We start from the raw sequence: 14,021 nt of genomic DNA, 5'->3' as shown, positions 1-14,021 counted from the left end.
CACCATAATGGAACAACAAGATGTCTTTTTCTAAAATTTATACACGGGGACTTTTGGGTTTACATGCACCTCTCATTGAAGTAGAGGTACATGTGAGTCAAGGCTTACCTTCTCTTACCATTGTAGGCCTAGCCGAAGCGGCAGTAAGAGAAAGTAAAGACCGAGTTCGCTCGGCGATTATTAACAGTGGATTTCAATTTCCGACTAAACGACTGACCATTAATCTTGCACCAGCAGATTTGCCCAAAGATGGTTCACGTCTAGACTTACCAATTGCTTTAGGTATTTTAATTGCCTCTGGTCAGCTCCCAGAAAACTGTGCCGAAGATTTTGAATTTATTGGAGAGTTAGCACTTGATGGTCATGTAAGGCCAGTGTCAGGTACTTTAACTTTGGCAATGGCGTGTCAACAAGCCAAGCATAAAATGCTTTTCCCGCTTGATAATAGTCAGGATATTAGTCACTTACCTGACTTTAAATGTTATCCAGTGAGCCACTTAAAAGAAGTCTGTGAACATTTTCTGGGCACAAAGTCTCTATCTACGGTTGAGCCTACGGCCACTTCAAACCAAATGCCTTATAAATTTGACCTTGCAGATGTAAAAGGTCAGTTACGCCCACGCCGTGCACTCGAAATTGCTGCTGCTGGAGGGCACTCTTTACTTTTTAAAGGACCACCTGGCACAGGTAAAACTTTACTCGCCTCAAGGCTTCCTTCAATTTTACCGCCTCTGTCTAATCAAGAAACGCTTGAAGTTGCTAGCATTTATTCTATTTCAAATACATCACATACTTTTGGTCAGCGACCATTTCGGGCGCCCCATCATACAGCATCAGCGATTGCACTCGTTGGGGGCGGTTCTCACCCTAAACCGGGCGAAATTACATTATCGCATTTAGGAGTACTTTTTTTAGATGAGCTCCCCGAGTTTGATAGAAAAGTATTAGAAGTCTTACGCCAGCCGCTTGAGTCAAAGGAAATCATTATTTCACGAGCAGCTCGGCAAATTACTTATCCGGCTAACTTCCAACTGATTGCGGCAATGAACCCATGTCCATGTGGTTATGCATTTAATCAAGATAGTCGTTGTCAGTGTTCACCTGAGAGTATTAAGCGCTATCAAAACCGTATATCTGGACCTTTACTTGACCGTATCGATTTACATATTGATGTGCCACCGTTAAAGGCCCAAGAGCTACAAGATCCAACGCCTGTTGAAGATTCGAGTAGTGTTCGACAACGGGTGATTTATGCCTATGAACAACAGATTCAAAGACAAAATTGTTTAAATCAGGCGCTTTCGCCGAAGCAGCTAGAACAACATGCTGTACTTGATAGTACTTCTCAACGAATGATTGAATGGCTCAACAACGTTTAAATTTATCGGCCCGCGCTTATCATCGTGTTTTACGCGTTGCTCGTACCATTGCCGATTTAGCTCAAAGTGAAGTGATTCAAAGCTCTCACCTTACAGAAGCATTATCCTATCGAGGAAATAGTTAACAAATCAGTTAAACAGCGGATCGCGAGTCCGCTGTTTTTAATATTTATATGAGTTGTTAATTAAAGAATTTATTACTGCCTATATAAAAAGGCAAAGAGGACGCTATGAAAATTTTGGCTATCTCCGGCAGTGCAAGAGAGGCATCTACAAATACAGCGCTATTACGAGCAATGAAAGATATAGCACCGTCCAGTATTGAATTTTCAGTTTTCGATCAAATTAACACTTTGCCTATCTTTTCTCCAGATGATGAGGGAGAAAAAACGCCTGCTGTAGTAGAAGAATTCATCAAATCTGTTTCTGCCTCAGATGGCATTATCATCTCAAGTCCTGAATATATCCGTTGTATTCCAGGCGGTCTCAAAAATGCAATTGACTGGATGGTTTCACGCACTGAAATCATAGATCTATTGTTCTAGTTCATGCATCTAGCCGCGGTGACGATATGCTGGTTTCTTTAAGAAGAGTACTTTCGACAGTGAGTAGCAATTTTTTTGAAGATTTATTTTTACGCTTCTCTCTTCTTAGCAAATCGCCGGAACAAATTGTTGAGATGCTACAAACTGAAGAATATAAGTCACAAATTACACCTTTTCTGCTGAGCTTTATCTCCGAGATTCAGAAGTATCAAGATCAATTAGAGTAAGCTGATCACCGTGTTTATGAGTAGCACGGACCATTTTCGATTTGGCTCAAAGTGAAGTGATTCAAAGCTCTCATCTTACAACAGTGCTGTCTTATCAGAGATAATCAGCCCTAAGATTAGAACAAAGGATTATGAGTCCGCTGTTCTTCAAGGAGAAAAAGCGGGTAAATAAACCCGCTTTTTTTACAACATAAACTTAGAATGTTTTAGTTAAACTAAACACTAAGCCTGTGTCATAAGGTTTTTTACCAGCATCAGTCATACCAGAAGTGCTAATGTCTGTACCCACAACATCTAGCTCAGCGACAATACCCAAAATATTATAATTCACACCCACTTTATAATCGATATAGCTATCGTCTTCACCTGGTCCACCCGCAACTACAAGTAAAGAGTCTTTATTTTTGAGTTTGTTATAGCCAACTGAAGCAAGTCCTGTGAAGCCTGTGTCTGCAATTGGTGCTGAATAACCTACGTTAAAATACCAGAACTCATCAGAGTGACCCCAATAATCATCTGAATAGCTTACGCCCACACTAAGTGCATCACCTTTAAATAAAGAATCAGCAAAAGTTAATTTTCCATAAAACTCAGTAAAGTCAAAACCAGTATCCCCATTGTATGGGTTAGTAAATTTTGAGTCAGAACCAATATAGCCATAATGAATTACACCTACATCATAAGTTGGTGCAAGCGTATCAGACAGTTTTAATGTATTTGTATAACCTAAAGAGATATCGGTTTCAGTTGAAACACCCGGCGTATTAAAGTCAACGCTGGAACCCCATAGCGCGACATAGGCACCTGACTTATGAGAAAAAGTAAAACCACCTTGAATGGCTGGGTTATTTGACGATTGTGTAACACCGCGGAAGCGGTAGTCTGTAGTTGCCGCTACACTACCTGTTGCAGTGATACCATAAAAAGATGGTGCTTCTTCAGCCATAGCCATGGTTGAACCAGCTGCGAAAATACCAAGACCTAAGGTCTTAAGTGCAAATTTCATCATTTTGATCTCCCCCATAATGAATGCACGATTTATGTATATAAAACACATTGTGTTACTTAAGCTTTAGCAATTGCTGTGCCAAGTCCATATTCCCCTTCGCTGCATATCATTAATATTGAAATCAAAATATCTCTACAATAAAAATTCCATTTAATTTTTATAAAAATATATTCATAAAAAACAATATTATAAAATAAGACATCTATCCGATTAGAAAAGAGCAACATGAGAAAACACCTTGTCGGAAATAAATTAGCGACGTCAGAAGTATCCATTTACTCAATGTAAAATTTCTATTTAAACTTAAATAAGAGATATAAAAATTACGTAAATTTCTTAAGGCCGAGCTTGTAATGGTCTGTGAATGGGCATTTCTTTTAATTAGATTTCTTCATTTTTTTCTGTTTTAAAACTTATGAACTATTTTGGGTCTTTTTTAAGCAATAGTATGAGCAAAAAGAGTAATGCACAAAATTTACGCAAAATATCGCACTAAATTTGATCAAATTAACTAAAGTCTATTGGCTTATTATAGTGATCTCTTTTTGCACATCATGCATTAAAAATAATGTTATATAGTAACAATTTAGAGAGCATCGGAAATAAACAGTAAAAAAAATCAACTTAAGAGAAGATTAAAAAGTAAACATATCCACCAAAAAAGATCAAAAAATGAACACAAGAATCAACTATTTTTTGAGCTTAGAATATAAAATAAATGGTAAAAATCCACTAAAAAATAAATTACTTTTTTTATTTTAAACAATACATTAAGTATAAAAGCTTAATAGTAAATTTAGTAAACAACCAGTAACACATTAATCAATTTCTGCATAGCATATATAAAATAAAATCAACAAAAATATATCTTTTTTATAGATTACTTATACAATTGATTCAAATCCTAGGCCCTGAACAATAACAAGGCACAGGATTTATCGTTTTTATGAGGTTCTTTAAATATGCTAAATGCACAAAAACTTACATTAGCAGTTCTCATTTCTGCGGCAATAATTTCCTCAGCTCAGGCAAGTGAGCAAAGTGAGGCAAAAGGATTTGTTGAAGATGCGAACGGTTCTATTCTCTTCCGTACAGGTTATATCAGCCGTGACAAAAAACAGGGCGCGAAAGATACTAGCTCATTTGCTCAGTCAGCAATTGTAAGTATCGATTCCGGCTTTACCCCTGGTATTGTTGGCTTCGGTGTTGGCGTTGTTGGTGATGGTTCATTTAAAATCGGTGAAAATAAAAATGCCGGAAACCAAATGATTCCATTACATAACGATGGCTCAGCTTATGATCACTGGGCTCGTGGTGGTGGTAGCGTTAAAGCACGTTTCTCGAATACAACAGTACGTTATGGTACTCAAGTACTTGATTTGCCTGTTCTTTCAAGTAATACTGGACGTATGGTTCCTGAATATTTTACAGGTACTTTATTAACCAGCCATGAAATCAAGGACCTTGAATTGGTTGCTGGTAAATTTACTAAAGACCAAATGTCTGATCAAATCAATACCGATGCGGATGTAAATGGTAATGGGCTTGATCGCGCCATTGTTTGGGGTGCTAAATATAAGTTTGATGACAATTTAAATGCATCTTACTACGGTTTAGACAGCAAAAATGCTCTTGAACGTCATTATGTGAATGTGAACTTTAAACAGCCTCTGGCTAATGACAGTTCATTAACTTATGATTTCAGTGGTTATCATACTAAGTTTGATGAAAATGCTATCACATATTCAGAAACTACTGATGACAAGTCTAACCGTAAGAACAATATTTGGGCAATTTCTACAGCGTACAACACTGGCCCACATAATGTAATGGTTGCCTACCAACAGAACAGTGGTAACGTAGGTTATGATTACGGCCAAAATGCTGATGGTTTCCAAAGTATTTATTTACCAAACTCTTATATGTCTGACTTCATCGGCAACGATGAAAAATCTGCACAAATCCAATACAGTCTTGATTTTGGTAAGTTAGGCGTATTACCTGGTCTAAACTGGACAACTGCATTTGTATACGGTTGGGACATCAAAGTTAAAGGTTTAACTGATGATGCTGAAGAACACGAATTCTTTAACCAAGTGAAATACACAGTTCAAAGTGGTTTCGCTAAAGATGCGAGCCTTCGTATTCGTAACTCTTACTACCGTGCAAGTGATGCTTACCAATCTAATGCGTACATCGGTGATACAAACGAATGGCGTATCTTCCTTGATATCCCTGTGAAATTATTCTAATTCATAGATCTATCAAGCATAAAAAAACCTACGTCTGGCAACAGATGTAGGTTTTTTATTAGGCTCAGAATCTCAATTGAGAAACTCTGAGCCTTATCAATTAAAGCTTATTTAGCAGCTTCAATTGCTTTTAGTACTTCAGCTTTAGCAACATCAGCACCTTCCCAACCACTGATTTTTACCCACTTACCTGGCTCTAAATCTTTATAGTGACTGAAGAAATGCTCAACTTGGCTAATCAACAATGGAGGAAGATCTGTATATTCCTTCACATCTTTGTAAAGTGGAGACAATTTTTCGTGTGGAACAGCGATTAATTTCGCATCGATACCACCGTCATCTTCCATTTTTAATTTGCCCACTGGACGGCAACGAATTACAGAACCAGCAGCAACTGGATGTGGAGTTACAACAAGTACGTCTAACGGGTCGCCATCTTCAGACAAAGTATTTGGAACATAACCATAGTTCGCTGGATAGAACATTGCTGTGCCCATGAAACGGTCTACAAACAATGCATCAGAATCTTTGTCGATTTCATATTTAATTGGTGCTGCATTTGCAGGAATTTCAATGATGACATAGATGTCATTTGGGGCATCTTTACCTGCGGGGATATCGCTGTAACTCATATCAATACTCTTTCGTTATGAAGTCAGATGTAAAATCCACTCGATTATAGCGTGGATATCATCAAAATGATGCCGATTATACAATGCGCACACGCGAAAGTTGATATGAATGATGACAGAATGACACTCAAGTCAGTTTAATCGTGACCACTAATAAGAAGATTGGACACAATATAGATAAGAACCAGACAATCGAGCGTAAAGTTGCCCAATTACTTAAATAGCAGATTCCATAAATAACTCTTAAAATAATATATGCCCAACCTAATCTCAGAATAAAATATTCTGGAACAACCATATATTCGGCCATTAAAATAGCCGTTAAGAATAAAGGTAGGCTTTCAAAACTATTTTGTTGTACGGCATTAGCGCGAGCAGCCAGACCAGTTGTTTTGGCAAAAAAAGCTCTCGGATTTTGATTATCGACAGGCTGAAAACCACCTGTAATTTTTGCAATTGCGGTAAATGCGTATGGCAGCAAACATGCCACTAAAATAATATAGATAATGCCGCTGATGCCCTGCATAGTGCCATCCATCACTGAAAATACTGTTGATCATGCTATCATAACATTGCGTTTTTACCTGAAATTTTATGCAATCACTTGTCAACACTGATGAATAGGGCCATGTATGCAACAACCTGATCAAAAAGAACTGTTTGAAGTCTTGGATAAGCAAAAACAGAATCAACTTCAGATAGATCGCATATTAAAGATCGTACTCCCTATTGTCGCTTTTTTACTGAGTGTGATTTGTGCAAATTTGAATTGGCAATCTACACTTGGCACCTTTGTTATTTTAACAATTACCTTTATTGCAGTTGGTATTAAACGACTTCCTTTGTGGCACTGGCTCATTGTGATTACGATATATTGCTTAGCAGATAATTATTTAAGTTATGGTCAGCTTGATTTAACTCACCTACGCCTGCAACTCGGCACAATGCTTGTTTTTGTGGGGATGGTTGGAATTGGACGCCCTTATATAGACCGCTGGTTTATAAAAAGTCATAAAATATAAAATAAAAAAAGCGCCCTAAGGCGCTTTTTTTTATTAACTGATTAGGCTGGTTTACGTAAGTCTTTACGTAAAATTTTGCCTACGCTTGATTTTGGTAATTCATCCATAAACTCAACATAACGAGGGCGCTTATAGCCTGTTAAGTTCTCTTTAGCAAAGCTCAAAACTTCTTCTGTAGTCAAGCTTTGATCTTTTTTCACAATAAAGAGTTTTGGCACTTCACCTGATTTTTCATCTGGAACACCAATCGCTGCAACTTCCAATACTTTTGGATGTTTAGCAATAATTTCTTCGATTTCACTTGGGTAAACGTTAAAGCCAGAAACCAAAATCATATCTTTTTTACGATCTACAATTTTGACATATCCACGGCTGTCCATAACGCCGATATCGCCCGTACGGAAGAAACCATCTGCTGTCATGACTTTAGCTGTCTCATCTGCACGGTTCCAGTAGCCTTTCATGACTTGAGGCCCACGAATCGAGATTTCGCCTTGCTCACCTAAAGCAACTTCTTTACCGTCATCATCTAAAATGGCAACTTCAGTTAAAGGCAACGGAATACCAATTGTGCCACTAAATTCAGTAGAAGCAGGTGGATTTGCAGTTGCTACTGGTGAGGTTTCTGACAAACCATAACCTTCAATAATGGTAGTGCCAGTAATTTTCTTCCAAGCTTCTGCTGTAGAAGGTAAAACGGCCATACCACCGCCCATCGCCATTTTTAACTTGCTATGGTCAAGTTGTCTAAACTCTTCATTATTCACTAAAGCATTAAATAATGTATTTACTGCTGGGAAGAATGATGGTTGATATTTACGCAGTTCGTTAATAACAGCTGGTAAATCACGAGGATTCGGAATCAAGATATTTGCCTGACCTTTATACATACCGTACATGGCACAAACCATGAACGCAAAAATATGATAAAGCGGCAATGCACAAACAATACGATCGCCTTTAGCGCCATCGTTTGCTCCAAATTTACTTTGGAAAATACCATCACACTGAAGTAAGTTTGCTACAAGATTACGATGAGTAAGCTCTGCACCTTTTGAAACACCAGTAGTACCACCAGTATATTGAAGTACAGCCGTATCACTTAAAGTTAAAGTCGGACGCTTATAATTACTTGCATTTTCTTTATTCAATGCTGAATTAAATTTAACGTGCCCCGGAATATTCCAAGCCGGAATTTGCTTACGTACTTTACGTAAGACAAAGTTAACTAGAGTACCTTTAAGTGTACCGAGCATATCTCCTACTGATGCAACTACAACATGCTTCACTGGAGTTTTACCTAAAATGCTTTGGTAAACACTGGCAAAGTTCTCGATGATCACAAGTACTTCTGCACCTGAGTCATTTAATTGATGCTCAAGTTCACGCGCGGTATAAAGTGGATTAACATTCACTAATACCAAGCCCGCACGTAACACAGCTAATGCAACTACAGGATACTGCAACACATTCGGCATCATCACTGCCACACGAGTTCCTTTTGCTAACCCCAATTTTTGCAAATAGGTCGCGAACTTACGGCTCGCAAGCTCTAACTCATTAAATGACATCGCTTTATCCATAAAGATAAAGGCATCACGAGAACCAAATTTTTGGAAATTACTCTCAAAAATATCAACAAGTGAGGTATTTTCTGCAGGCAATGCTACTGTTTCTGGAATCCCTGTCTTTTGGTATTCTGCAAACCAAATTTTTTCCATAATGCCATTATCTCCGATTCGTAATCCTTAGTAATAACTGTTATTCAATGCCCCAGCTATTCTTTAGCTTCTTGGTGCCAGAACATATTTAAAACTTATTGGCACATTCATGACACTTCGAACAAGATTATGAGACAGAACTTTTGACAATTTAACCCTGCCAAATTTTTTGCATGGAGTACAAATTACGTACTCCAAATTGCTGTCCTTTTAATCGTTATTCAATACCAACAAGTTCAGTTCATTGCTTGAACATGTTGCCATATATAGCGTATTTATGTTGCCAGACGCTAGCTTTATCTCTGAATCAACAGTTTATTTGCTTTTTGATATCCACGTGGTAAGAGCTGACCTTTTGAAGCTCGTTTACCCAGGTATTTTTGTAGATCATCACCTTTTAATTTTAAATGTTGTTGCCCTGCAACCACCTGAATTATTTCATCTAAGTTCAGGGTTGTCATGGATAAAATTTGCTCTTTCGCTTCAAGTTGTATCAACTTATTACCTTTACCCTTATTTAAATTTGGGAGCTCTGCCAAATCAATGATTAAGAGTCGACCTGCTGAACTGAGCACAGCCAAATGTGTCATATTTTGAGCAGATATTAATGGTAAAGCTTTTGATTTATCAGGTACCGACAAGAATGTTTTACCTGCCTTGGCATTGGTATCTAGCTGTTTGGCTTGAGTTTTAAATCCATAACCTGATGTACTAGCAGCGATAAGTTCAGACGCTTCATCTTCTAGATAAACCTGAATAAACGACACGCCGCTTGCAGGAGCAAGTTTGGAACTTAATGGTTCACCTAAACCTCTTGCTGATGGCAAGCTGCTGATAGGTAAAGCATAACTACGCCCTGTCTCATCAAGGAAATAAATCCGCTGGTTGGTCTTACCCACAGCGTGACTTAAATATTGGTCGCCAGCACGGTAGTTTAAATTTTCTGCATCAACATCTGCACCTTTTGCGGCACGAATCCAACCGGCTTCAGATAAAACCACTGTTACTGTTTCTGCTGGTACAAGGTCTTGTTCTTTAATCTGAACAGCTTCAGCACGTACCACAATTGGAGAACGGCGCTCATCACCAAACTTTTTCGCGTCTTCTTTTAATTCACCGATAATCAGGTTCTTTAAAGATTCTGGATTTTCTAATTGCTCACGAATAATTGCTGCTTTTGCTGCAAGTTCATCCTGCTCTTGACGGATTTCCATCTCTTCAAGTTTTGCTAAATGACGTAACTTGAGTTCTAAAATTGCTTCTGCCTGTATCTCATCAATCTTGAAGTGTTCCATCAATACAGGTTTAGGCTGATCTTCTTCACGGATAATACGGATGACTGTATCAATATCGAGATAAGCAATTAAAAGACCTGCCAAAATATGCAGACGCTTTTCAATTCGGTTTAAATGATATTCTAAACGGCGGGTTACCGTTTTTTTACGGATCTCAATCCATTCCAGCAAAATACGACGAATCGATTTAACCTGAGGACGCCCATCTTCACCAATCATGTTTAAATTAACACGATAGCTTGACTCTAAGTCTGTCGTTGCAAATAAGTGGCTCATCACCGCTTCAGCATCAATACGATTTGAACGAAGTACAATCACTAATCGTGTTGGGTTTGCATGATCCGACTCATCACGTATATCCACCACCAATGGTAGCTTCTTAGCCTGCATTTGATCGGCAATTTGAGTAATGACCTTAGAGCCCGATACCTGATAAGGCAATTCAGTAATCACGATTTCATTTTTTTCGATGGTGTAGACCGCTCGCATGCGGTAACTACCACGACCAGTAATCTGGATTTTGAGTAATTCTTCTGGTGGAGTAATAATTTCAGCTTTTGTTGGTAAATCTGGCGCTGGAATATATTCAGCCAATTTTTCATCTGAAGTTTGCGGATTACGAATTAAGGCAATCGTTCCTTTAATCACTTCACGTAAATTATGCGGCGGAATATCTGTCGCCATACCAACGGCAATCCCCGTTGTGCCGTTGAGTAGAATATTAGGAATACGTGCTGGCAACGTAATGGGTTCTTTTAATGAACCATCAAAGTTATCTTGCCAGTCAGTTGTGCCCTGTCCTAACTCATTTAACAATAGCTCACTGTAAGCAGAAAGTTTTGCTTCGGTATAACGCATCGCAGCAAATGACTTAGGATCATCTGGCGCCCCCCAGTTACCTTGTCCTTCAATTAAAGGATAACGATAACTAAACGGCTGTGCCATCAATACCATGGCTTCGTAACATGCAGAATCGCCATGAGGATGGTATTTACCAAGTACATCACCGACTGTACGTGCTGATTTTTTTGGCTTACCACTATTTTTCAGCCCTAACTCGCTCATGGCAAATACAATACGGCGCTGTACAGGCTTTAAACCATCACTGATATGTGGCAATGCACGGTCCATGATGACGTACATGGCATAATTCAGGTAAGCCTGTTCAGTAAATTCGGCTACAGAGCGGTTTTCTGTCGCTTGATGCGCAAGGCTGGTCATAGTCAGCTTATCTTCCAAATCAGTCGTTATTTTAAATGAGTCTTATGCTAAGTGGGCTATGTTACAGACACAAGAGGGAGTCTGTCACCTGAGCGTCAAATTATGTCTCATCTCTCTATATTTTTAGTTACTTGCTATAAAGTTAGGCAAAACTAGAGGCCTATCGACTCTAATCTTTTTCCTTGGGTTTCTTCACCCAATATCAAAATTACAGCAGCAACCAAAAGCAAAACAACTGTAAACATCATAAAAACATGGCTAAATCCGTTCTTAGCCACCATCATATGTGTAACAACGATCGGCGCCAAAATCCCGCCTAAACGCCCCATTGCCGAAGCCCAACCAGAACCAAAAGCCCGAATATTGGCTGGATATTGCTCTGGCGTATAGGTATATAACACTCCCCATGCTCCTAAATTAAAGAATGACATGAGGCAGCCCCAAAACATAATGCTGTTCACACTGTCGGCTTGTCCAAAGAAATATGCAGACAAAGCACAAAAGCCAATAAAAGAAGCCAGTGTAATTTTTCTTCCTAAACGCTCTACAAACCATGCAGCTGCCAAGTAACCTGGTAGCTGTGCCAAAATCATAAGAAGAACATATTCAAAAGATTTAACAATGTCATAGCCTTGTTTCACCAATAAACTCGGTAACCAAGTAAAAATACCGTAGTAGGAATACACAATCCCAAACCAAATGAGCCAGAGCATTAAACTACGGCGTGCAAATGGACCACTCCAAAGTTGTTTAAAAGAAACCTTTTGTCGTATAGCTACAGGCATGACTTCAATATGATGAACAATTTGAACACCAGCTTGAGCTTCTAATTTTTGAACTAATGCATGCGCTTCTTCAATACGGCCACGATTAATGAGATACGGTATCGACTCAGGAAGTTTTTTCCAAATCACTAAAATATAAATCAGTGGGAGGCCACCCATGAGAAATGCAATATGCCAACCAAACTTAGGAATAATAAAATAAGAAATTAATGCAGCAACTAACCAGCCTAAACCCCAAAAACTTTCAAGGAGTACAATAAAACGGCCACGTACATGTGCAGGTATATATTCACTAACCAGTGTTACAGCAACAGGCAACTGTCCACCAAGACCAACGCCAACAATAAAACGAAAAATTAATAACCACTTTAAATCTGGCGCAAAAGCACATAAGGCTGTGGCAATACTATAAATTGCCATGGTTGTGGCAAATATTGTCTTTCGGCCAAATCGATCTGCTAAAGCTCCCGAACAAACTGCTCCAATCGCCATTCCCACAAAGCCAATACTCACAATCCAGCCACTTTCGGCTGGAGTTAGCGCCCAGTCTTTGACTAAGGTTGTCATGATAAAAGCAATGATTCCTGTGTCCATCGCATCAAACATCCAACCTAGCCCAACCACCCACAATAATGTGTAGTGGAATTTGCCGATTGGAAGATTTTGTATACGTGAAATCAAGTCCATAGGAAAACTCTACTGGAAAAAATAAGTGAGCAAGACAATATATTTAATTGTTATAGCATGCTCACATAGGAATCTGCATGATTAATGTTCGTCGGTTGAAGAAGCTGACTCTGCATCATCATCTTTATAAATAAATTTAGGCATTTCTAAACCAAAATAGATGGCAATTAGACGCAGGGTAAAACCGAAAATTAAGGTTGAAATGACGGTTAACTCTAAACTTAACCCTAAATCCTGACATACCCAGTAACAGATGACCGCCACAAAAGAAATACTCGCATAAAGTTCGCGACGGAAAACGAACGGGACATCGTTACATAAAATATCACGTAAAATACCGCCAGAAACTCCGGTCAATACACCAGCTACAGCTGATACGACAAAACCGTGTCCCATTTGTAGTGCAATTTGGCAACCAATGATGGTAAACCCGATTAAACCTAAAGCATCGAGCACCAAAAAGATGTTATGTAAGTGACGCATCCATTTGGCAATAATGATTGTGACAAATGCAGCGCAACAAGTCAGAACCAAATATTCAGGATGTTTTACCCAAGTTAAAGGATAGTGGCCAAGTAGTACATCACGTACAGAACCACCACCCAAGGCCGTCACACAGGCAATCAGTACGACACCGAACCAGTCCATACTCCGTCGCCCAGCAGACAATGCACCTGTCATGGCTTCAGCAGTAATCGCAATAATATAAATAACGGTGAGTAACATCGCCCTTTCCCTCAGGCCAAACGGTGGCCGTATTTTAAGGTAAAGTTATATGAATTGTGCACAGCATTGCTTAAATTTTTTTCCAGAGCCACATACACAGGGTTGTTTCATCGTGACATTCATTTCTACAGTCGGATCAAGGAAAAACCATTGTTGTTGCTGATATACAAAATGTGAAACCTCATGATGAACTTGAGCTTTTTGTCCATCATGATAATGCGCCTTGAATTCAACCTGCGCATGCGTTTTGTCTAATTTTTCTTTGGCCTGAATAACATCTAAACCCAGCCATTGATTTTGTTTGCTCCAGTCTGCAATAGCCTCTTTATCAAGCGCAGCTTGCTGACCTAAAGCAGTTGTTTTCACAATATAGTCAATTTGTTGTAATGCAAAAGCACTATAACGCGAACGCATAAGCTGCTCTGCTGTTAGGGCTTTTGCTGTGCCTAAATGTAAAGGCTCACAACATTCTGCATAGCTGGCTTTTCCACATGGACAAGTGTGTTGAGTCATTCTGTGT

Annotated in this window: 10 protein-coding genes and 3 pseudogenes; 5 read left to right on the top strand and 8 right to left on the bottom strand. The window is 38.9% G+C overall.

Annotated elements, in window-relative coordinates:
* Nucleotides 1-20 precede the first annotated feature (20 nt).
* From RMB13_RS01600 to RMB13_RS21780, 3 pseudogenes are all read left to right on the top strand, one after another.
* A pseudogene (locus RMB13_RS01600) lies at nt 21-1,504 on the top strand (YifB family Mg chelatase-like AAA ATPase).
* A 105-nt stretch (nt 1,505-1,609) separates the two neighbouring features.
* Nucleotides 1,610-2,151 (top strand): annotated as a pseudogene (locus RMB13_RS01595) (NADPH-dependent FMN reductase).
* A gap of 20 nt (nt 2,152-2,171) precedes the next feature.
* A pseudogene (locus tag RMB13_RS21780) lies at nt 2,172-2,255 on the top strand (ATP-binding protein); the annotation flags it as partial.
* 92 nt (nt 2,256-2,347) lie between these two features.
* Here RMB13_RS21780 and RMB13_RS01590 read toward each other — a convergent pair.
* Nucleotides 2,348-3,160, bottom strand: coding sequence for a TorF family putative porin (locus RMB13_RS01590; RefSeq protein WP_003654402.1), 813 nt, complete (start codon nt 3,158-3,160; stop codon nt 2,348-2,350).
* Nucleotides 3,161-4,122: 962 nt separating this feature from the next.
* Here RMB13_RS01590 and RMB13_RS01580 point away from each other — a divergent pair.
* Nucleotides 4,123-5,412 carry an OprD family outer membrane porin gene (locus RMB13_RS01580; RefSeq protein WP_311084228.1) on the top strand — a complete coding sequence of 430 codons (1,290 nt, stop codon included), beginning with the start codon at nt 4,123-4,125 and terminating at the stop codon, nt 5,410-5,412.
* A 107-nt stretch (nt 5,413-5,519) separates the two neighbouring features.
* On the opposite strand, the gene ppa is transcribed toward RMB13_RS01580, so the two are convergent.
* Nucleotides 5,520-6,044, bottom strand: a complete 525-nt coding sequence (gene ppa, locus RMB13_RS01575) for an inorganic diphosphatase (protein WP_003654399.1) — start codon at nt 6,042-6,044, stop codon at nt 5,520-5,522.
* 127 nt (nt 6,045-6,171) lie between these two features.
* A complete protein-coding gene (locus RMB13_RS01570) occupies nt 6,172-6,570 on the bottom strand; it encodes an MAPEG family protein (RefSeq protein WP_005037363.1) in 399 nt (132 codons plus the stop codon).
* Nucleotides 6,571-6,676: 106 nt separating this feature from the next.
* On the opposite strand from RMB13_RS01570, the gene RMB13_RS01565 reads away from it, so the two are divergent.
* The gene (locus RMB13_RS01565) at nt 6,677-7,066 is read left to right on the top strand and encodes a hypothetical protein (protein ID WP_005037366.1); all 390 of its coding nucleotides are present in this window, start codon (nt 6,677-6,679) and stop codon (nt 7,064-7,066) included.
* Nucleotides 7,067-7,107: 41 nt separating this feature from the next.
* Here the strand turns inward: RMB13_RS01565 and RMB13_RS01560 are convergent, their stop codons facing one another.
* From RMB13_RS01560 to RMB13_RS01540, 5 genes are all read right to left on the bottom strand, one after another.
* Nucleotides 7,108-8,787 (bottom strand): long-chain-fatty-acid--CoA ligase, encoded by a 1,680-nt coding sequence (locus RMB13_RS01560; RefSeq protein ID WP_311084227.1) that lies wholly within the window; start codon nt 8,785-8,787, stop codon nt 7,108-7,110.
* A 296-nt stretch (nt 8,788-9,083) separates the two neighbouring features.
* Nucleotides 9,084-11,303: a DNA topoisomerase IV subunit A gene (parC, locus tag RMB13_RS01555; protein WP_311084226.1), complete on the bottom strand. Its 2,220-nt coding sequence runs from the start codon at nt 11,301-11,303 to the stop codon at nt 9,084-9,086.
* 152 nt (nt 11,304-11,455) lie between these two features.
* Nucleotides 11,456-12,775: an MFS transporter gene (locus RMB13_RS01550; protein ID WP_005037373.1), complete on the bottom strand. Its 1,320-nt coding sequence runs from the start codon at nt 12,773-12,775 to the stop codon at nt 11,456-11,458.
* Nucleotides 12,776-12,856: 81 nt separating this feature from the next.
* Nucleotides 12,857-13,501, bottom strand: coding sequence for a trimeric intracellular cation channel family protein (locus RMB13_RS01545; protein ID WP_002121256.1), 645 nt, complete (start codon nt 13,499-13,501; stop codon nt 12,857-12,859).
* A 45-nt stretch (nt 13,502-13,546) separates the two neighbouring features.
* Nucleotides 13,547-14,014, bottom strand: a complete 468-nt coding sequence (locus tag RMB13_RS01540) for a YchJ family protein (protein ID WP_311084225.1) — start codon at nt 14,012-14,014, stop codon at nt 13,547-13,549.
* Nucleotides 14,015-14,021: the final 7 nt, after the last annotated feature.

It is taken from the genome of Acinetobacter sp. V102_4, assembly GCF_031799005.1.
Taxonomy (GTDB): domain Bacteria; phylum Pseudomonadota; class Gammaproteobacteria; order Pseudomonadales; family Moraxellaceae; genus Acinetobacter; species Acinetobacter calcoaceticus.
This window is presented reverse-complemented; position numbering and strand designations above follow the sequence as displayed.

Bases quoted from the DNA above. Each gene is read 5' to 3' on its own strand.
- RMB13_RS01590 (WP_003654402.1), bottom strand. From the start codon at position 3,160: ATGATGAAATTTGCACTTAAGACCTTAGGTCTTGGTATTTTCGCAGCT.
- RMB13_RS01580 (WP_311084228.1), top strand. From the start codon at position 4,123: ATGCTAAATGCACAAAAACTTACATTAGCAGTTCTCATTTCTGCGGCA.
- RMB13_RS01560 (WP_311084227.1), bottom strand. From the start codon at position 8,787: ATGGAAAAAATTTGGTTTGCAGAATACCAAAAGACAGGGATTCCAGAA.
- ppa (WP_003654399.1), bottom strand. From the start codon at position 6,044: ATGAGTTACAGCGATATCCCCGCAGGTAAAGATGCCCCAAATGACATC.
- RMB13_RS01565 (WP_005037366.1), top strand. From the start codon at position 6,677: ATGCAACAACCTGATCAAAAAGAACTGTTTGAAGTCTTGGATAAGCAA.
- RMB13_RS01540 (WP_311084225.1), bottom strand. From the start codon at position 14,014: ATGACTCAACACACTTGTCCATGTGGAAAAGCCAGCTATGCAGAATGT.
- parC (WP_311084226.1), bottom strand. From the start codon at position 11,303: ATGACCAGCCTTGCGCATCAAGCGACAGAAAACCGCTCTGTAGCCGAA.
- RMB13_RS01550 (WP_005037373.1), bottom strand. From the start codon at position 12,775: ATGGACTTGATTTCACGTATACAAAATCTTCCAATCGGCAAATTCCAC.
- RMB13_RS01570 (WP_005037363.1), bottom strand. From the start codon at position 6,570: ATGCAGGGCATCAGCGGCATTATCTATATTATTTTAGTGGCATGTTTG.
- RMB13_RS01545 (WP_002121256.1), bottom strand. From the start codon at position 13,501: ATGTTACTCACCGTTATTTATATTATTGCGATTACTGCTGAAGCCATG.